Origin of the sequence: Mesorhizobium sp. B1-1-7, from assembly GCF_006442705.1 — a bacterium.
Lineage (GTDB): Bacteria > Pseudomonadota > Alphaproteobacteria > Rhizobiales > Rhizobiaceae > Mesorhizobium > Mesorhizobium opportunistum.
Window position 1 is genome coordinate 37,582 of record NZ_VFWQ01000011.1, and the last position, 18,727, is coordinate 56,308.

Below are 18,727 nucleotides of genomic sequence, written 5' to 3' on the forward strand. Positions count from 1 at the left end.
ATTCATGGAACCGCGCATCTCCATCATCACCATCGCCACCGACGATCTCGATCGCGCGGTGCGTTTCTACGAGGCGATGGGGCTGAAACGGCATGCCGGCATCACCGAAGGCGTCGCCTTCTTCCAGATGGGGGGCGTCATTCTCGGCCTGTTCCCGCGCGAAAGCGCCGAGCAGGATTCCGGCGTCTCCTTCACCGGGGCGCCGTCCGCCGTCTATCTCGCCTACAACACCCGCTCTGATGCCGAGGTCGACGAGGTGCTCGCCATGGCGGAAAAGGCTGGCGGCCGCATCGTCAAGCCGGCCGGCCGCGCTTTCTGGGGCGGCTGGTACGGCTATTTTGCCGACGCCGACGGCCATGTCTGGGAAGTGGCGCACAATCCGGCCTTTCCAATCGCGGAAGACGGCACGATTTCGCTGCCCGAATGATGCAGCCCCGGCGATGCTGACCAAGTGATGGCCCACCGCAAGCAGCTGACGCGGCTCAAGGCACCCTATCTCAAACGCATCCTGCTCGATCCCGCGCGCGTGAACGATTGGGAAAAATACCCGTGGAGTCTGCCGCTGTTTCGCGGCCGTGCCTTCGAACTGGAATTCACCACGCCGATCACCATCATTGTCGGCGAGAACGGCACCGGCAAATCCACCTTGCTCGAGGCGATCGGGGCGCTGGCCGGTTACGACGAGGCTGGCGGCGGCAAGGGTTACCGGCCGGTCGACCATTCCAGCGCCATCGACAAGAGTGGCGCCGCGCTGGCGAACACGTTCCGTGGCCACTGGCTGCCGAAGGTCACCGCCGGCTGGTTCTTCCGCGCCGAATCCTTTTATTCCGTCGCGCGCTACCTCGACCAGGCAGCGCTGGAAGACCCTTTCAAGCCGCCGCCGCCGGATTTCCTGTCCTGGTCGCATGGCGAGGGCTTCATCCGCTTTTTCGAGGAACGCTGCCGCAGGCAAGGCGTCTATATCCTCGACGAGCCCGAGAGCGCGCTCTCCCCGTCGCGCCAGATCGAACTGCTCAAGATGCTGCGACGCATGGACCAGTCGGGCACCGCGCAAGTGATCATGGCGACGCACGCGCCGCTGCTGATGGCCTGTCCCGGCGCGCGGCTGTTCCGCATCAGCCGGTTCGGGCTCGAGCCCGCCGACTTTCGCGACACGGACCATTTTCGCATGCTGCGCGATTTCAGCAATGACCCGGATGGTTTTCTCACCGAGGCGTTGTATGAGGACGAGGCATGAATCACGATAGCTACGACAACACCTACATCGGCGGCATCCTCAATTCGGTGAAGACCATCGCCATGGTCGGCGCGTCGGCCAATGACGTCAGGCCAAGCTATTTCGTGCTCAAATACCTGCTGGCCAAGGGGTTTTCGGTATTTCCGATCAATCCTGGCCAGGCCGGCAAGGAAATCCTTGGCCGCATGACCTATGCCAGGCTGGCCGACATTCCGGAGCCGATCGACATGGTCGACATCTTTCGCGCGCCGGCGGCGGTGCCAGGCATCGTCGACGAGGCGTTGCGGCTCGATCCCCTGCCGAAAGTGATCTGGATGCAGCTTGGCGTGCGTCATGACGAGGCGGCCGCACGTGCCGAGGCCGCCGGCATCAAGGTGGTGATGAACCGCTGCCCTAAGATCGAGTACGGCAAGCTCTCCGGCGAGATCGGCTGGACCGGGGTTAATTCCGGCGTCCTGTCGTCGAAGAAGCCGCTGATGCGCCAGGGCTTTCAGAGCTTTGGTGTGCGCCAGAAATAGGCAGCAGCAAAAGCGCAAAATTATTCCGGCAAAAGCCGTATTTCCCTTCGGCTTGGTCGAAGGTCCCACGCCGAAGGGTATTTTCTTCTTTGCATTCCGGGCCGGGCTTCGCCAAGAATGCCCGGCGATTTTCAGAAGGTTTTTTAGGGAGGTTTCCGTGACCCGTACGCCCGGTTTCAATACGCTCGCCGTCCATGCCGGCGCCAAGCCCGATCCGGCCACCGGCGCGCGCGCCACGCCGATCTACCAGACCACGTCCTTCGTCTTCGACGATGCCGACCATGCCGCCTCTCTCTTCGGCCTGAAGGCCTTCGGCAACATCTACACCCGCATCATGAACCCGACGCAGGCTGTGCTCGAAGAGCGCGTCGCCGCACTCGAAGGCGGCACGGCTGCCCTTGCGGTGGCATCCGGCCATGCCGCGCAGGTGATCGTGTTCCACAATCTGATGCAGCCGGGCGACAATTTTGTCGCCGCCAATAAGCTTTATGGCGGATCGATCAACCAGTTCGGCCATGCCTTCAAGAATTTTGGCTGGGAGGTGCATTGGGCCGAAGCCAATGACGTCTCGACCTTCGAAAGCCAGATCGACGACAGGACCAAGGCGATCTTCATCGAGAGCCTGGCCAATCCTGGCGGTACCTTCGTCGATATCGAGAAGATCGGCGAAATCGCGCGCAAGCATGGCCTGCCGCTGATCGTCGACAACACGCTTGCCTCGCCCTACTTGATCCGGCCGATCGAGCACGGCGCCGACATCGTCGTCCATTCGCTGACTAAGTTCATCGGCGGCCATGGCAATTCGATCGGCGGCGTCATCGTCGATGGCGGCACCTTCGACTGGTCGAAGTCGGGCAAATACCCGATGCTGTCGGAACCGCGCCCCGAATATGGCGGCCTCGTGCTGCACGAGACCTTCGGCAATTTCGCTTTCGCCATTGCCGCGCGCGTGCTCGGCCTGCGCGATCTCGGCCCGGCGATCTCGCCGTTCAACGCGTTCCTCATCCTGACCGGCCTCGAAACCTTGCCGCTGCGCATGCAGCGCCATTGCGACAACGCGATCACCGTCGCCGGCTGGCTGTCCAACCATCCCAAGGTCGCCTGGGTGAATTATCCCGGTCTTCCCAGCGACAAGAACAACGCGCTGCAGAAGAAATATTCGCCGCAAGGTGCCGGCGCCGTGTTCACCTTCGGCCTCAAGGGCGGCTATGAGGCCGGCGTCAAGTTCGTCGAGGCGCTCGAACTGTTCTCGCATTTGGCCAATGTCGGCGACACCAAGTCGCTGGTCATCCACCCGGCGTCGACCACGCACCGCCAGCTTTCCGACGAGCAGAAGGTCAAGGCCGGCGCCGGTCCGGATACCGTGCGGCTTTCCATCGGCATCGAGGATGTCACCGACATCGTCGCCGACCTGGAACAGGCGCTCGCCAAGGTCTGATTTGAATGAGTAGTGAGTAGTGAGTAGTGAGTAGTGAGTAGTGAGTGGAAGCGCTCCCGTCGACGTTCGGGTGGCTAGCCACTAATCACGACTGACGACTACTCACTGTGGGAGGCAAGTCTTGTCCGCGCATTACCTGACAATATCGACCGACAGCGTCGAACCCGAATCCGGCGCGCCGGCGCCGGATCGGCTGATCTCGGGCGATCCGCAATTCCGCACCTGGAATGTCGAGGAGCGGGACGGCGGCCTCTACGCAGGCGTCTGGGAATCGACGCCAGGCAAGTGGCGCATCGTCTATGACGAATGGGAATTCTGCCACATCCTGTCCGGGGTCTCGATAATCGCGGAAGAGGGCGGCGAGGCGCGCACGGTCAGGGCAGGCGACAGTTTCGTACTGAGGCCGGGCTTCAAGGGCAGCTGGGAAGTGCTTGAAACGACACGCAAGGAGTATGTGATCAAGCTGTGATCACTTCGCCGGAAACTGGCCGAGACAGGCTTCCGAAGCCTTGTCATGGGCGGTCAGCAAATTGGCGTCCTTGGCTTCGAGATCGGCGTCGGCAATCTCGTCGCGATAATATCGCGTCAACAGGTTCAGCCCTTCCTGGGCGATACCCTGGGTCGGCATTTCCCGCGCCAGACAGCCGCAGAGGCTGAGTGCGCGGTCCGGCGAGCCGACCTTGCGGTTGGTCAGGATGAAATCCTGGGCCGGGCAGGCGGCGATGAAGTCGTTGAAATCCAGCCCCTGTTGCGGCTGGTCGCCATGGTTGAAGTAGGCCGGCTGCCACTGGCTCTTGCCGCTGACGACGTCGCAGCCGGTTGCGGTGTCGCTTGCCTTCGTGGTGACGGCTTGCCAGGCTTTCTCCTTGTCGCCGCTGGGATACTCGAAATTCTCGCCCAGCGAGGCGGCATACTGGTCAAGGTCGTCCTGGGTGAAGCCGATCGCCTGAAACCGGTTGAACTGGCATTGGCATTCACCGGCAACCCGTTCAGCCTCGCCCTCTTCTGGCTGTTCGCTGGATTTGCTTTTTTGGCAGGCGGCGATGAAGACGGCGCCGTCGAGCGACGTGGCGGGGAAGGTCGAGACTTCAGCGTAGTGGTCGCCGGTCCAGCCAAACAGCTTCTGGTCGAGTTGCAGGTCGATGAAGCCGTTGCGCTTGAAAGCACCGAGCGCGACCCTGTCTGGAGGCGTCAGCCTCGCACCGGGGATGTCACCGAGAACCTCACGGTAGCCATCGCCTTCCAGCACGAACAGGAAAAGCCCGCATTTCACCCCGTCGCAGGCGGGATCCGCGACGTAGGCGTAGATTTCGGACAGACCGTCGAGGTTGAAGTCGACCTCATAGGCCGAGAACTTGTCCGCGGGCACGGCAGCACCCGTCTGGCGCTCCAGCAGGCCAGCCGCCATCGCCCTGGCGATGGCATCGCTGTTTTCCTGCGGGATGTTTTCCGGCTGCTGCGCCTGGGCGTGCGCCAGGCATGCGCATAGCAATGCCGATGCGAACGCCGTCGCCAGTTTGGAAAACAGTCTCATCGCGCAGCCCCAGGCCCGCGATCGTTCAAAAGCCGACAGCGAGCGTTTCCAGCCCATGGAAATGGTAAGTGTCGCGGAAGCGCGGGCTTTCGGCAAGATGCAGCTTTGGCTGGCGCTCGAACAAGGTCTTCAGCGACACCTGCAATTCGAGCCGGGCGAGCGGCGCGCCGATGCAGAAATGGATGCCCGCGCCGAAGGACACGTTCTTCTGGTCTGTCCGGTCCGGCCGGAAGTCCTGCGGGTCGGCAAAGGCCCGCGGGTCGTGATTGGCCATGCCGAGCAAGAGCCCGATCGTCTGGCCCGGCTGCACGACGATGCCTGGCGCCACTTCGATCTCCTGATAGGCGTATCGGGTGAACATGTGCAGCGGTGCGTCGAAGCGGAGGCATTCCTCGACTGTTGCAGCGGTAGCTTCCGGCGAGGTGAAGAAGCGGCGCGGGTCGCCCTGTTGCGCTAGGATCGAGCGCACCGCATTGCCGGTCTGATGCACGGTCGCTTCATGGCCGGCGTTCAGCAGCAGGATGGCCGACGACACCATCTCGTCCTCCGACAGTCTTTGGCCGTCTTCCTGCGCCGAGATCAGCAGCGACAGCAGGTCGTCACCCGGGTTCTTGCGCCGCTCGGTGATGTAGCCGCGCAGGAAATCGGCAAATTCGCCCGCGGCGCGGTTGGCCGTTTCCTCGGTCTCGCGGGTGCGGCCATGGATGTACATGGCGACCATTTGATGTGACCAGTCGAGCAGTTGCGGCCCCATCTCGACAGGCACGCCGAGCATTTCGGCGATGATGGTGATCGGCAACGGCGCCGCGAAGGCGGGCAAAAGGTCGACCAGGCCGGCCGGATCGAAACGGTCGATCAGCTCATTGGCGAGCGCTTCGACACGCGGCCGCAGCCGTTCGACCTGGCGCGAGACGAAGGCGCGATTGACCAGTGTTCGCAGCCGGGTGTGCACCGGCGGTTCCAGCTCCAGCATGGAGTTCGCTTCGATGCCGTCGAAGGCCTTGAGATGGCTTCTGTCCTGGCCGACGCCCCGGCTGTCGGGAATGCCAGCCGGGTTCTGGCGGCCGAAGCGGCGGTCGCGCAGCAGCCGGTTGACGTCGTCGAAGCCGCCAAAGCACCAGAAACCGAACTCCTCCCAGAAAAATCCATTCGATACGCCGTGCAGGTGTGCATAGGCCTCGTACGGGTTGAGGAAGAAAGCTGGCTCGTGCGGGTCGAGCCGCAGGTGGCGGGTGGCTGGATCAAAGGCCAGATAGGGGAGCGTCGATTTGGTCATGCCAGACCCATAGCGCGGCTTGCCAGCCTCATTCCAGACCGTATGTTGGCGCCCGATAGCCTATGAGTTGAGCCAGCCGGCGCGACTGCGGAAGGTCTCGGCGGCTCAGCGATTGAGCTCTTCGGCGGCGGCAATGACTTCCGATACAATGGCCCGTACGTCATCCGGGGCCGTCCGGTGATTGACGAAACATGCCCGCAGCACGAACTGACCATTGATCGTCGCATTCGACAGATACACCCGGCCGCGCGCGATCACGCGTCGGAGGATCGCTTCATTGTCCTTCGAGCGGTGACGGAAGCAGACCGCGCTCAGCGACACGGGCGCAAGCTGTTCCAGCTCTGGATGCAGCGCGATTGTTTGCGCCAACATTTGCGCATGATCGAGATCGCGCCTGATGGCTTCGCGATAGGCACCGCGTCCGTGAAACTGCAGCGACATCCAGAGCTTCAGCGCGCGGAAGCGTCGGGACAGCTCGATCGACTCCTCAAAGAACGCAAATGCTTCGGTGGGATCTTCGCTCAATATCCTGACATAGTCGTCGCTATGCGAGAAAGTCGTGCGCGCAATGTCTGGATGACGGTTGAGCAGGCAGCCGCAATCGAGTGGTTGATACAGCCATTTGTGCGCGTCGAGCGACAGCGAATCCGCCAAGGACAATCCCTGGAACTTTTCCGGCACTGCCAGGGCCGCCATCCCGCCATAGGCACCATCGACGTGCATCCACAGCGCCTCCTTGCGGGCAATGTCCGCGATTTCAAGGAGGGGATCGATTGCGCCGGAGACGATGGTGCCGACCGTGGCCACGATGGCGATAGGCACGTTTCCGGCCTCGCGGTCGGCGGTTATGGATGCCTGGAGGGCGTCCGTGCGCATCTTGAATTTGTCGTCGACGGGGATCAGGCGCAGATTTCTTCTGCCGATGCCCAGCAATGCGACGGCTTTTGGTATCGACATGTGCACTTGCTCGGAAGCGTAGATCACGCATGGCTGTACGCCCGTTTCATTGGCGGGCAGCTTCGCTTCCCGCGCCATCGCCAGCGCCATGAGGTTGGCCATCGAGCCGCCGCCGCACAGGCTGCCTGTAAATCCGGCGCAGCCGACGGCCTCGGCCAACCACCCGACGACGGCGCGTTCGATCGATGTCGCCGCCGGCGCCGACCGCCATGACGTCACATTTTGATTGAGCACGGCAGCCAGCAATTCCCCCAGCGCGCCGATCGGTTCGCCCGAGCCGACGACGTAGCCGAAGAACCTGCCGGTGGCGGGGCGCGCATGCTCCGCGATCGACTTGAAATCCTGAAGGATTTCCCGACCACGGCCGTTCTCCAGCCAGGGCCGCGAGAAGAGCTCGGTCGTGTCCTCGCCGCTGGTCGAGGGATATGCCCGACGCCCTTCGAGAGACGCCCAATAGCTTTTGGCCAGCCCCAAGGCTTCTTCCGCAATATCGGATAGTTCCTGGTTGGAAATTTCCAGGTCGCGCATTGCTCGGCCCAAAACAGGTTTCCGTTGCGCGCAGACTACACTTCCGGTTGAAATCCAACAACCGTCGTGGGGGTCGTCTATGTCGCTTAGTCCTGGCAATGCCTTGGTATATGCACGCGCCGCCAGCCTGACGACCCTTCGCGCACCAGAACGCGCCTTGCGACGGTCTGGTAAGAGGCGGGAATATCGATGACGCGCCTTTGCTCGGGCCGAACCAGCACCTCCTCGGCGATCCGGTCATACTGCGCCGGAATGACGATGCGCCGTGTGCGCTCCGGCTGGACCACCACGGTCTCGGCGACGCGTTCGTAGCGCGCCTTGTGCCAGACCTTGCACAGCACCCTGCGGCCATGGATGACGCGCCATTCCCAGGAATATCCGCCATCATCGACCTGGACCGTATGGTAGACGGTGCGGGTGACGGCGGGCACGACCTCGTAGCTCACCTGGGCCGGAACGGTCATCACCAGGCGTTCGCGCGTGCCGTAGATGGGCGGGTCGTAGTCTACATGCTGGCCTGGCGGGCTGACCATCACGTCCTCGTAGACCGTGTCGTAGACGGCAGGCGAACGGACCGGCTCATAGCATTCGACGGCGCGGCCGCCGGCCGCCGTCGGCGAAATCGTGCCGAGCACGGTTAGCCCGGCAATGGTGAAGCACGCGATTTTCCCAGGCATGGCACTCCCCCTGCTGAACGGCTCAATGACAGTTCAACGTTGGATTGTAGGGGAAGCGGGTTCGGAGGAAAGCGGTTTCGGCGCATTTCGTTAAGTGACGCGGTTAAGAAATTGCTACCCGGCTGACCCGGGGGTGTGCGTCATAGAGCGGCAGAAGCGTCGGCCGCTGCGAATCCTTGGCTGGAAACCTTGATTCGACTTACCCAGATGGCTAGGACGGGTCGGCCTTGCACAAGGATGAGCCGGCATCCTATTTACAGAATAACGATCCAGAACCGATTCTGCCCGAATTGCCAGCCCACTTGCCAGCCTTCCCCGGAGCCGGAATCCCACCGCGAGATAAGAGACAACGAATGAAGAACCCCGTCGAAACCTACATGAACCTCGTTCCGATGGTGGTCGAGCAGACCAATCGCGGCGAGCGTGCCTACGACATTTTCTCGCGCCTCCTCAAGGAGCGTATCATTTTCATCACCGGTCCGGTCGAGGACGGCATGGCGACGCTGGTCTGCGCGCAGCTCCTGTTCCTCGAAGCCGAGAACCCGAAGAAGGAAATCAACCTCTATATCAATTCGCCGGGCGGTGTCGTCACCTCGGGCATGGCGATCTACGACACCATGCAGTTCATCAAGCCGGCGGTGTCGACGCTCTGCATCGGCCAGGCGGCTTCGATGGGCTCGCTGCTCCTGACCGCCGGTCACAAGGACATGCGCTTCGCCACGCCGAACGCCCGCATCATGGTTCACCAGCCCTCCGGCGGCTTCCAGGGCCAGGCGTCCGACATCGAGCGTCATGCCCAGGACATCATCAAGCTGAAGCGCCGCCTCAACGAGGTTTACGTCAAGCACACCGGCAAGAGCTACGAAGAGATCGAGAAGACGCTCGACCGCGACCATTTCATGACCGCCGACGAGGCAAGGGACTTCGGCCTCATCGACAAGGTCATTTCGTCGCGCGAGGCGGCCGAGGGAGCGCTGGCATAAGGGCTTGTTGGCAGTTGGATGGCACCATCACGCGCTTTTGGCGCGTCTTGCGTCATTTCGGCCACAATTGGCTGTTCCCTCGACGGTCGGGATTGCCTACGTTAAGGCTATGTTGATTTTCGACGGCTTAGCTTTGCGTGGGGAGCTGCGAATCATTGCCACGTTTTCTGATTTGTGTTTCGTACGGAATACGTTGCGGGAGCTGGGACACTGGCGGCGGCGGATTCCCGCGATAGATTGAAGTTGCGCCCTTTCAGCCAGACCATCGGCGGGCGGCCATGAAAGGACATGAAAATGAGCAAGGTCGGCAACAACAGCGGTGATTCCAAGAACACGCTCTATTGCTCGTTTTGCGGCAAGAGCCAGCACGAGGTGCGCAAGCTGATTGCTGGCCCGACGGTCTTCATCTGCGATGAATGCGTCGAGCTCTGCATGGACATCATCCGCGAGGAGAACAAGACCTCGATGGTGAAGTCGCGCGAGGGCGTGCCGACACCGCAGGAGATCCTCAAGGTTCTCGATGATTATGTCATCGGCCAGCCCTACGCCAAGCGCGTGCTGTCGGTGGCGGTCCACAACCATTACAAGCGCCTCGCGCATGCCGGCAAGAACAACGATGTCGAACTGGCGAAATCCAACATCCTGCTGATCGGCCCGACCGGTTGCGGCAAGACGCTGCTCGCGCAGACGCTGGCCCGCATCATCGACGTGCCGTTCACAATGGCGGACGCCACGACGCTGACCGAAGCCGGTTATGTCGGCGAGGACGTCGAGAACATCATCCTGAAGCTGCTGCAGTCGGCCGACTACAATGTCGAGCGCGCCCAGCGCGGTATCGTCTACATCGACGAGATCGACAAGATTTCGCGCAAGTCCGACAATCCCTCGATCACCCGCGACGTGTCGGGCGAGGGCGTGCAGCAGGCGCTTCTGAAGATCATGGAAGGCACGGTCGCCTCCGTGCCGCCGCAGGGCGGCAGGAAGCACCCGCAGCAGGAATTCCTGCAGGTCGACACCGCCAACATCCTGTTCATCTGCGGCGGCGCCTTCGCCGGACTGGACAAGATCATCTCGGATCGCGGCCGCAAGACCTCGATCGGCTTCGGCGCCGTCGTCGCGTCGCCGGAAGATCGGCGCACCGGCGATGTCTTCCGCCTGGTCGAGCCGGAGGATCTCTTGAAGTTCGGCCTGATCCCGGAATTCGTCGGCCGCCTGCCGGTCCTGGCGACGCTGGAGGACCTCGACGAGCCGGCGCTGATCCAGATCCTGACCGAGCCGAAGAACGCGCTGGTCAAGCAGTATCAGCGGCTGTTCGAGATGGAGAATGTCGACCTGACCTTCCACGAGAACGCCCTGTCGGCGATCGCCAAGCGCGCCATCGAGCGCAAGACCGGTGCGCGCGGCCTGCGCTCGATCATGGAAGCGATCCTGCTCGATACGATGTTCGAACTGCCCGCGCTCGAAGGCGTGCGCGAAGTGGTGATTTCGGAGGAAGTGGTGACCGGCAGCGCCCGGCCGCTCTACATCTACTCCGAGCAGAAGGAAAAGAAGGGCAACGTCAGTGCCTGATATGGCACTTCAGCCCATATTTTTGTGGAACGGCGCCCTTGCGGCGCCGTTTTGCTGTCACGGGGCATGCGACCTTTGCAATGGAATGGATTGCGGACGATGTTAACTCTTGATCTTTGCCCCGCTTGCATCCACCTAACACGAGAAGGCCGAGGTGCCCGATTTCTGTGCTGTAAAACTCCCGTCACAAACGGTGGTAGGCGGAACGATCCCCGGTCGTTAATATAAGATTCGCGGCTGGCTCAATTAGCGGCCGCGACATGAAAGGTTGGACAATGGCCAAAATATCCAAGGCTCCCAGCGACGGCGTCTTCGCAGTCCTCCCACTGCGCGACATCGTGGTGTTCCCGCACATGATCGTTCCGCTCTTTGTCGGGCGTGAGAAATCGATCAAGGCGCTGGAAGAGGTGATGGGGCAGGAAAAGCAGATCCTGCTTGCCACCCAGATGAATGCCGCCGATGACGATCCCGAGCCCGATGCCATCTTCGATATCGGGACGCTCGCCAATGTGCTGCAATTGCTGAAGCTGCCCGACGGCACCGTCAAGGTTCTGGTCGAGGGCGCCTCGCGCGCGAAAATCGTCTCCTTCACCGACCGTCCCGACTTCCACGAGGCCCGCGCCACGGCGCTGGTCGAGCCGGAAGAGGAAGAGGTCGAGGTCGAGGCGTTGGCGCGTTCGGTCGTCACCGACTTCGAGAACTACGTCAAGCTGAACAAGAAGATCTCGCCTGAAGTGGTGGGCGCTGCCAGCCAGATCGACGACTATTCCAAGCTCGCCGACACGGTTGCCTCGCATCTCGCCATCAAGATCCCCGAGAAGCAGGAAATGCTGGCCACGCTCTCTGTCAAGGAGCGGCTGGAAAAGGCGATGGGCTTCATGGAAGCCGAAATCTCCGTCCTGCAGGTGGAGAAGCGCATCCGCTCGCGCGTCAAGCGCCAGATGGAGAAGACGCAGCGCGAATACTACCTCAACGAGCAGATGAAGGCGATCCAGAAGGAGCTCGGCGAAGGCGAGGACGGCCGCGACGAGGCCGCCGAAATCGAGGCGCGCATCAAGAAGACCAAGCTCTCCAAGGAGGCCCGCGAGAAGGCGGAAGCCGAATTGAAGAAGCTGCGGACGATGTCGCCGATGTCGGCGGAATCGACCGTCGTGCGCAACTATCTCGATTGGCTGCTGTCGATCCCGTGGGGCAAGAACTCCAAGGTCAAGCAGGATCTGGCTTATGCGCAGAACGTGCTTGATACCGATCACTTCGGCCTCGACAAGGTCAAGGACCGCATCGTCGAGTACCTTGCCGTGCAAAGCCGCCAGAAGAAGCTGAAGGGGCCGATCCTGTGCCTCGTCGGCCCTCCCGGCGTCGGCAAGACCTCGCTCGGCAAGTCGATCGCCAAGGCGACCGGCCGCGAATTCATCCGCATGGCGCTGGGCGGCGTGCGTGACGAAGCCGAGATCCGTGGCCACCGGCGCACCTATATCGGCTCGATGCCCGGCAAGGTCATCCAGTCGATGAAGAAGGCGAAGAAGTCCAACCCGCTCTTCCTGCTCGACGAGATCGACAAGATGGGCCAGGACTTCCGGGGCGATCCGTCGTCGGCGCTGCTCGAGGTGCTCGATCCCGAGCAGAACTCGACGTTCATGGACCATTACCTCGAGGTCGAGTACGACCTGTCGAGCGTGATGTTCGTGACGACGGCCAATACGCTGAACATCCCTGCGCCCTTGATGGACCGCATGGAGATCATCCGTATCGCCGGCTACACCGAGGACGAGAAGATCGAGATCGCCAAGCGGCACCTGATGCCGAAGGTGGTGCGCGATCACGCGCTGCAGCCGAAGGAGTTCTCCGTCGGCGAGGACGCGATCCGTGCCATCATCCAGACCTACACCCGCGAAGCGGGCGTCAGGAGCCTGGAGCGCGAGCTGATGAAGCTCGGGCGCAAGGCGGTGACCGAGATCCTGAAGACGAAGAAGAAGACGGTGACCATTACGGCGGCGAACCTCGCCGATTACCTTGGTGTCCAGCGCTTCCGCTTCGGCCAGGTCGAGGCTGACGATCAGGTCGGCGTCGTTACCGGGCTTGCCTGGACGGAAGTCGGCGGCGAGCTGCTGACCGTCGAAGGCGTCATGATGCCCGGCAAGGGCCGCATGACGGTGACCGGCAATCTGCGCGACGTGATGAAGGAATCGATCTCGGCGGCGGCCTCCTATGTCCGCTCGCGCGCGCTCGATTTCGGCATCGAGCCGCCGCTGTTCGACAAGCGCGACATCCATGTCCACTTGCCGGAAGGCGCCACGCCGAAGGACGGCCCGTCCGCGGGTGCTGCGATGGCGACAGCCATCGTGTCGGTGCTGACGGGTATTCCGGTCCGTGCCGATGTGGCGATGACTGGCGAGATAACGCTTCGCGGCCGCATCTTGCCGATCGGCGGCCTCAAGGAGAAGCTGCTCGCCGCACTGCGCGGCGGCATCAAGAAGGTGCTGATCCCGGAAGACAACGCCAAGGATCTGGCGGACATACCTGACAACGTGAAGAACGGCATGGAAATCATTCCGGTCTCGCGGGTCGGCGAGGTGTTGCGCCACGCGCTGGTGCGTATGCCGGAGCCGATCGAATGGGTCGAACCGGTCAATCCGCCGGCCACGACAGACACCACCGACGATGCCGGAAAGTCGCTTGCACATTAGTAATTGCTAAAGTTGCAGCGCACAAACAGAAGAGCCGGGTCTCGCGCCCGGCTTTTTCATGTGAAAAACCCCGGAATTCCGGGCTTTTTCCGGTTTTTTCCTGCCTTTTCGACTTGGTTGCGGAAGCGCTTCTTTCTAAAGTCCGTTTCCTGCCGGATGAGTCGTTAGTTCCGGTGTTCTCATGGAAGGGAATTTTTATGAACAAGAACGAACTGGTGTCCGCTGTCGCCGACGCCGCGAGCATTTCGAAGGGTGACGCGCAGTCGGCGGTCGATGCGGTATTTTCCGTGATCACCGGCGAACTGAAGAAGGGCGGCGATGTCCGGCTTGTCGGCTTTGGCAATTTCACCGTGTCAAAGCGTGCGGCTTCGACCGGCCGCAACCCTCAGACCGGCGCCGAAGTGAAGATCCCGGCACGCACCGTGCCGAAGTTCTCGGCCGGCAAGGGCCTCAAGGACGCAGTCAACTAAGCGTTTTTTCTTTTTCAGAGACCAGAAAAGCCGGGCCCGCCCGGCTTTTCATTTTTGCGCGGTCGGCCGCCAGGGGCGCTCCAGCCTATGCGGTCGGCGCCTCGGTGCGCATCAGGCCTTCCTTCTTGAGGTCGGCCCACAGGGCCGCGGGCAGCTTCGCGTCGAGCAGCGACCGGTTGCTCTCCACTTCGCTCGGCCGCTGGCCGCCGGGGATCACCGAGACGACCGATGGATGCAGCAGCGGGAACTGCAGCGCCGCTTCGATCAGCCTGACGCCATGGCGCTTGCAGACGCTCTCGATGCCGGCGACCCGCTCAAGGATGTCCTTGGGGGCCTCGGAGTAGTTGTAGTAGGCCCCCGGCTTCGGTCCGGTTGCCAGGATGCCGGAATTGTAGGGGCCGCCGAGAACGATGCCGATGCCGCGCTTCTGGCAGAGCGGAAGGAAGGACGTCAGCGCCTCCTGTTCCAGCAGCGTGTAGCGCCCGGCAAGCAGGAACAGGTCGAAATCGCCGCGCTCGGCCAACGTCTGGGCAACCTCCCATTCATTGATGCCGCCGCCGAACGCCTTGATCACGCCCTGGTCACGCAATGACAGCAGCCCGTAATAGCCCGAGCGCATGAACTCCTCGATGCGCTGGTCGGACGCTTCCTTGCTGCCATGGGTGAAGATGTCGACGTCGTGCACGAAGAGAATATCGATGCGGTCGACGCCGAGGCGCTCCAGCGAGGCCTCGAATGAGCGCATGACGCCATCATAACTGTAATCGTACACCTCGCGCCGCGACGGCGTGTCGAAGAACTTGCCGATGCCCGTGCGTTGCTCCGGCGGGCAGGCGCGCATGATGCGGCCGACCTTGCTCGACAGCACATAGTCGTCGCGCTTCCTGCCGCGCAGGAACGGGTTGAGGCGTGTTTCCGACAGGCCAAGCCCGTAGAGCGGGGCGGTGTCGTAGTAGCGGCATCCGGTCCCCCAGGCGGCTTCGAGCGTGGCATTGGCGTCCTCATCCGAAACGGCGCGGTAGAGATTGCCGAGCGGCGCGGTGCCGAAGCCGAGCTCGGTAAAAGTGATGCCGCCATTGCCGATGCGGTCGAAATGCCGTGTCTTCATGTCCTGCAGTGTCCCGGATTGATCTGTGGGTTGATTTGTCTGGCATGACACTATCATGCCTGTGATCAGGCAAAAGCGCCGCGCGGCGTTGGACACGCATTTTCGCGGTTGCTAGCATGAACGAAATCAAGCTGTTCGTGGGAAAATCGCAAGATGATTTCGAGAGCGGGTTTGCCGTGAGCGACCGGAACGAAACCCTGTTCAGGACGGCGCTTGCCGAACTCGGCGGCGTGCTGGAGCGCGTCGACGAGAGCCGGATCGACACTGCCTGCAAGATGCTGGCTGAAGCTGGGCGGATCGTCGTCTATGGCTGCGGCCGCGAGGCCTTGCAGGTCAAGGGCTTTGCCATGCGGCTCTATCATCTCGGCCTGCCGGTTTCCGTGGTCGGCGACATGAACACGCCGCCTCTGGGGCCGGGCGACGTCTTCCTGGCCAGTTCCGGACCGGGAGAAACCACGACCGTGCTGACTTTGATGCAGGTTGCACACGCCGCCGGCGCGACCAACCTTCTGCTGACCGCCCAGGCCGAAAGCAGCGCTGCAAAGCGCGCCGATTTCACGCTGCTCATTCCCGCACAGACCATGGCCAACGATCAGGGCGCGCAAAAGACATCGGTGCTGCCGATGGGCTCGGTGTTCGAAGGAGCGCTGTTCCTGCTGTTCGAAGTGATGGTGCTGAAGCTCAAATCCCTGACCGGTGCGTCGCCTGAAGCCATGCGCGCCCGCCACACCAACATGGAATAGATCATGCGCTATGAACTGATGCTGCCGCACCAGATCCGCAAGGCGATCGCTGAGAATTGGCCGGTCGCGCTGCCGCTCGGCGTGCTCGAATACCATGGCGAGCACATGGCTGTCGGCATGGACACGCTGGCTGTCATCAAGACGCTGGAACTGTTCGAGAAGGAGAGGGAGGTCGTCATCCTGCCGCCCTTCTACTACGGCGCCGCGAGCTACGCGGTGGCGCCGCCGGAAGGCACCGGCTCGGTACAGGTCGGCGGCAATCAGCTGGCGCCGTTCGCGGAAGAGCTGTTCTACGGCCTGCTGCGCATCGGCTTTCGCAACATCCACGCCGTCATCCACCACCAGACCGAAAACTTCGCCGCCGGCATGCCGACCGATCTCGCTTTCAAGACCGCCGGTCGTCAGGCGATCTTCCGTTTCCTGGAAAAGCAGCGCGGCGAGGGCTGGTGGGGCTCTCCAGCGATGGCCGACTACTATGCTGGACATGCCGAGGGTGAAAACTTCTTCAACTGGGTGCAGGTGCATCCGCTGATGCCGGCGACCATGAATGGCAAGTACCCGTTCGACCACGCCGGCATCGGCGAGACATCGCTGATGCTGGCGTTATGTCCGGAAGCTGTCGATTCCGCCCATTTCGCCGACAACACCGGCTGGTACACGGCAAGCGCGCCCGAAGCCTCGGCGGAGTTGGGGCAGAGGGGCGTGGCGATGATCATGGATCATCTGCGGGCAATATTGTCGGCTTAGGCGGCTCTTTCCTTCTCCCCTTGCGGGAGAAGGTGGCCGAGCGAAGCTCGGTCGGATGAGGGGTGCTCCAGGGAACACCAACGTCTCACTCCGCTGGAACACCCCTCAACCGTCTCGGCGCTGCGCGCCGATCCACCTTCTCCCGCAAGGGGAGAAGGGAAGCGGCAACCGCTACTTCACTGCTCCTGCGGTCATGCCCATGATCAGATAGCGTTCGAGCGCAATCCCGATGACCGCCAGCGGCGCAATCGCCGCGGTGGCAAGCGCTGCCATCGACCACCAGTTGATGCCTTGCGAGCCGGTCTGGCTCGCCACCATGACGGGAATGGTCTTGGCATCGGTCGAGGTCAACAGCGCGGCGAAGAAATACTCGTTCCAGCACAGCACCATCGCCAGGATGAAGGCGGCGACCATGCCCGGCAGTGCGATCGGCATGACGATGCGGAAAAAAGCGCCCCAGATCGACAATCCGTCGACGAGCGCTGCCTCCTCCAGCTCGACGGGAATGGAATTGAACTGGTCGCGCATGATCCAGATGACGATCGGCAGCACCATCAGCGTGTAGAGCAGGATCAGCCCGATGCGCGTGTCGAGCAGGCCGACTTCCCGGTAGAGCACCAGGAAGGGCAGGGCGAGCACCACCGGCGGCAGGATCAGCTGCGACAGGAAAAAGAAGGAGATGTCCTCGTTCTTGAACCAGGCGAATTTGTAGCGGTAGCGCGTCAGGCCGTAGGCGGCGAGGCTGCCGATGACGATGGCGAGGCTCGACGCGCCGACCGAGGTGATGACCGAGTTCATGAAACGCTTGAAGAACTCGTCGCGCACCGTGGAGGTCTGGAAGATCGAATCCGGCGACAGTCCGAGCGATCGCCAGCCTTTCCAGTCCGGCCAGAAATCGACGAAGGGAATCAGATGTCCTTGCGTGACGTCGACCGCCGATTTGAACGAGGTCGTTATCGTCCAGTAGATCGGGAACAGGCAGATGAAGGCCCAGAAGACAAGCGCGCCGTAGATGAAGACACGGCTGGTGATGAAGCTCGCTGGAGAGCGGATTTCGGAAACGGTGTATTCGGTTGTCTGAACGCTCATGATCCGGCCGCTCTAGTTCACGTTGCGCACGAAGCGGTTGGCGATCTTCAACAGCCAGGTCACGAACACGACGATGATGACGAGATAGGCCATCGCCAGCATGGTGCCGTAGCCGACATTCGAGCGGTCGCGGTATTCGCGGTAGATGAAGCTGGAGACGGAATCGGTCGCGCCGCCCGGGCCTCCGGACGTCACGGTGATGATGATGTCGGCCAGCTTCAGCTTGAAGATGATGCGCAGGATGACAGCGGTCACCGAAACCGGCAGCATCAGCGGGAAGGTGACCTGCCAGAAGGTCTGCCAGGCATTGGCGCCGTCGACGCGGGCCGCTTCCAGCACCTCGCGCGACATGGCCTGCAGGCCGGCCAGCAGCATGATCATCATGAACGGAATGAAGGTCCAGGCATCGAGTATCATGATCGAGATGCGCGCGATGATCGGGTCGGAAAAGAAGGCGGGATTTTCCCAGCCGAGATGGCGCGCCAGCGTCGCCGCCGGGCCGAACCGGTACTCCATCAGCGATTTGCCGATCATCCAGGATACGGCGACCGGCGACAGCATCAGCGGCATCAGGAAGACGACGCGGAAGAATTTTCGCGCCCGGATCTGTGCGTTGAGCAGAAGCGCCAGCCCGAAGGCGATGACATATTCGACCAGCACCGCCAGCACGTAGAGCACCATGTTGAACAGCGCGTTGCGGTAGTAGGGATCACCCAGCATCTGCCAGAAATTGTCGAGCCCGTTGAACTTGCGGCCCGAGAACGAACTCAGGTTCCAGTCCGTCAGCGCGATGTAGAAACCGAACAGCGTCGGGAAGATCACCATGGCGATGGTGAACAGCAGCGCCGGCAGCAGGAACAGCGCGCGTTGGCCGTCCTCGCCGCGCGTCAGCACCTGGCCGACGCCGAGCGCCACGCCCCACAGCACATAGGCATAGACGACCGGGCGCCAGGTCTCGAAGCCGACGGTGCCGGCCTCGGTCTTGTACAGGATCTCGAGCACGATGATCGCCAGCAGGCCGAGCGTCGCCGCAGCCATCAGCGCCCAGCCAAGCCGTTTGCGGGCCGGGGAAATCAGATCGTAAGCGCCGGCATCTGCCGGCCACTGGTTTGCGGTCGAAGTCTGGTCAGTCACAAATCTCGCCCGTTTGGAAGGCTCCTCGATGA

General features: G+C 62.1%; 18 protein-coding genes. 11 read left to right on the forward strand and 7 right to left on the reverse strand.

The annotated features are described in order from the left end of the window. Window positions 1-4 precede the first annotated feature (4 nt). The 5 genes from FJ978_RS19660 to FJ978_RS19680 all read left to right on the forward strand — a co-directional run bounded on the left by FJ978_RS19660 (window position 5) and on the right by FJ978_RS19680 (window position 3,662). Window positions 5-427, forward strand: coding sequence for a VOC family protein (locus tag FJ978_RS19660; protein WP_013895948.1), 423 nt, complete (start codon window positions 5-7; stop codon window positions 425-427). 27 nt (window positions 428-454) lie between these two features. Then, window positions 455-1,237, forward strand: coding sequence for an AAA family ATPase (locus FJ978_RS19665; RefSeq protein WP_140573382.1), 783 nt, complete (start codon window positions 455-457; stop codon window positions 1,235-1,237). Next, entirely contained in the window at window positions 1,234-1,755 is a 522-nt protein-coding gene (locus tag FJ978_RS19670) for a CoA-binding protein (RefSeq protein WP_013895946.1), read from the forward strand. Before FJ978_RS19665 ends, FJ978_RS19670 begins: the two co-directional genes overlap by 4 nt. A 157-nt stretch (window positions 1,756-1,912) precedes the next feature. Continuing rightward, window positions 1,913-3,193, forward strand: coding sequence for an O-acetylhomoserine aminocarboxypropyltransferase (locus FJ978_RS19675; protein WP_013895945.1), 1,281 nt, complete (start codon window positions 1,913-1,915; stop codon window positions 3,191-3,193). A gap of 121 nt (window positions 3,194-3,314) precedes the next feature. After that, on the forward strand, window positions 3,315-3,662 hold the full coding sequence (locus tag FJ978_RS19680) for a cupin domain-containing protein (RefSeq protein ID WP_181176785.1): 348 nt from the start codon (window positions 3,315-3,317) through the stop codon (window positions 3,660-3,662). On the opposite strand, the gene FJ978_RS19685 is transcribed toward FJ978_RS19680, so the two are convergent. The 4 genes from FJ978_RS19685 to FJ978_RS19700 all read right to left on the reverse strand — a co-directional run bounded on the left by FJ978_RS19685 (window position 3,663) and on the right by FJ978_RS19700 (window position 8,165). Further along, a complete protein-coding gene (locus tag FJ978_RS19685) occupies window positions 3,663-4,727 on the reverse strand; it encodes a hypothetical protein (protein WP_140573384.1) in 1,065 nt (354 codons plus the stop codon). 25 nt (window positions 4,728-4,752) lie between these two features. Beyond that, the gene (locus tag FJ978_RS19690) at window positions 4,753-6,003 is read right to left on the reverse strand and encodes a cytochrome P450 (RefSeq protein ID WP_140573385.1); all 1,251 of its coding nucleotides are present in this window, start codon (window positions 6,001-6,003) and stop codon (window positions 4,753-4,755) included. A gap of 105 nt (window positions 6,004-6,108) precedes the next feature. Then, window positions 6,109-7,488 (reverse strand): pyridoxal-dependent decarboxylase, encoded by a 1,380-nt coding sequence (locus tag FJ978_RS19695; protein WP_140573386.1) that lies wholly within the window; start codon window positions 7,486-7,488, stop codon window positions 6,109-6,111. 86 nt (window positions 7,489-7,574) lie between these two features. Next, window positions 7,575-8,165, reverse strand: coding sequence for a hypothetical protein (locus FJ978_RS19700; protein WP_140573387.1), 591 nt, complete (start codon window positions 8,163-8,165; stop codon window positions 7,575-7,577). A gap of 353 nt (window positions 8,166-8,518) precedes the next feature. Between FJ978_RS19700 and clpP the strand changes: the two genes are divergently transcribed. From clpP to FJ978_RS19720, 4 genes are all read left to right on the forward strand, one after another. Then, window positions 8,519-9,148, forward strand: coding sequence for an ATP-dependent Clp endopeptidase proteolytic subunit ClpP (clpP, locus tag FJ978_RS19705; RefSeq protein ID WP_013895939.1), 630 nt, complete (start codon window positions 8,519-8,521; stop codon window positions 9,146-9,148). A 294-nt stretch (window positions 9,149-9,442) separates the two neighbouring features. Continuing rightward, the gene (gene clpX, locus FJ978_RS19710; protein WP_013532190.1) at window positions 9,443-10,717 is read left to right on the forward strand and encodes an ATP-dependent Clp protease ATP-binding subunit ClpX; all 1,275 of its coding nucleotides are present in this window, start codon (window positions 9,443-9,445) and stop codon (window positions 10,715-10,717) included. Window positions 10,718-10,992: 275 nt separating this feature from the next. Next, window positions 10,993-13,404, forward strand: a complete 2,412-nt coding sequence (lon, locus tag FJ978_RS19715) for an endopeptidase La (RefSeq protein ID WP_013895938.1) — start codon at window positions 10,993-10,995, stop codon at window positions 13,402-13,404. A gap of 197 nt (window positions 13,405-13,601) precedes the next feature. Beyond that, the gene (locus FJ978_RS19720) at window positions 13,602-13,874 is read left to right on the forward strand and encodes an HU family DNA-binding protein (RefSeq protein ID WP_006201846.1); all 273 of its coding nucleotides are present in this window, start codon (window positions 13,602-13,604) and stop codon (window positions 13,872-13,874) included. Between the two features lie 85 nt (window positions 13,875-13,959). On the opposite strand, the gene FJ978_RS19725 is transcribed toward FJ978_RS19720, so the two are convergent. After that, window positions 13,960-14,982, reverse strand: a complete 1,023-nt coding sequence (locus tag FJ978_RS19725; protein WP_140573388.1) for an aldo/keto reductase — start codon at window positions 14,980-14,982, stop codon at window positions 13,960-13,962. 116 nt (window positions 14,983-15,098) lie between these two features. On the opposite strand from FJ978_RS19725, the gene FJ978_RS19730 reads away from it, so the two are divergent. Both FJ978_RS19730 and FJ978_RS19735 read left to right on the forward strand, forming a co-directional pair. After that, window positions 15,099-15,725: an SIS domain-containing protein gene (locus FJ978_RS19730; RefSeq protein ID WP_246678168.1), complete on the forward strand. Its 627-nt coding sequence runs from the start codon at window positions 15,099-15,101 to the stop codon at window positions 15,723-15,725. Window positions 15,726-15,728: 3 nt separating this feature from the next. Continuing rightward, the gene (locus FJ978_RS19735; protein ID WP_140573389.1) at window positions 15,729-16,472 is read left to right on the forward strand and encodes a creatininase family protein; all 744 of its coding nucleotides are present in this window, start codon (window positions 15,729-15,731) and stop codon (window positions 16,470-16,472) included. A 171-nt stretch (window positions 16,473-16,643) separates the two neighbouring features. On the opposite strand, the gene FJ978_RS19740 is transcribed toward FJ978_RS19735, so the two are convergent. Both FJ978_RS19740 and FJ978_RS19745 read right to left on the reverse strand, forming a co-directional pair. Further along, on the reverse strand, window positions 16,644-17,561 hold the full coding sequence (locus FJ978_RS19740; protein WP_140573390.1) for a carbohydrate ABC transporter permease: 918 nt from the start codon (window positions 17,559-17,561) through the stop codon (window positions 16,644-16,646). A 12-nt stretch (window positions 17,562-17,573) separates the two neighbouring features. Beyond that, window positions 17,574-18,695, reverse strand: coding sequence for a sugar ABC transporter permease (locus FJ978_RS19745; protein WP_140573391.1), 1,122 nt, complete (start codon window positions 18,693-18,695; stop codon window positions 17,574-17,576). Window positions 18,696-18,727 lie beyond the last annotated feature (32 nt).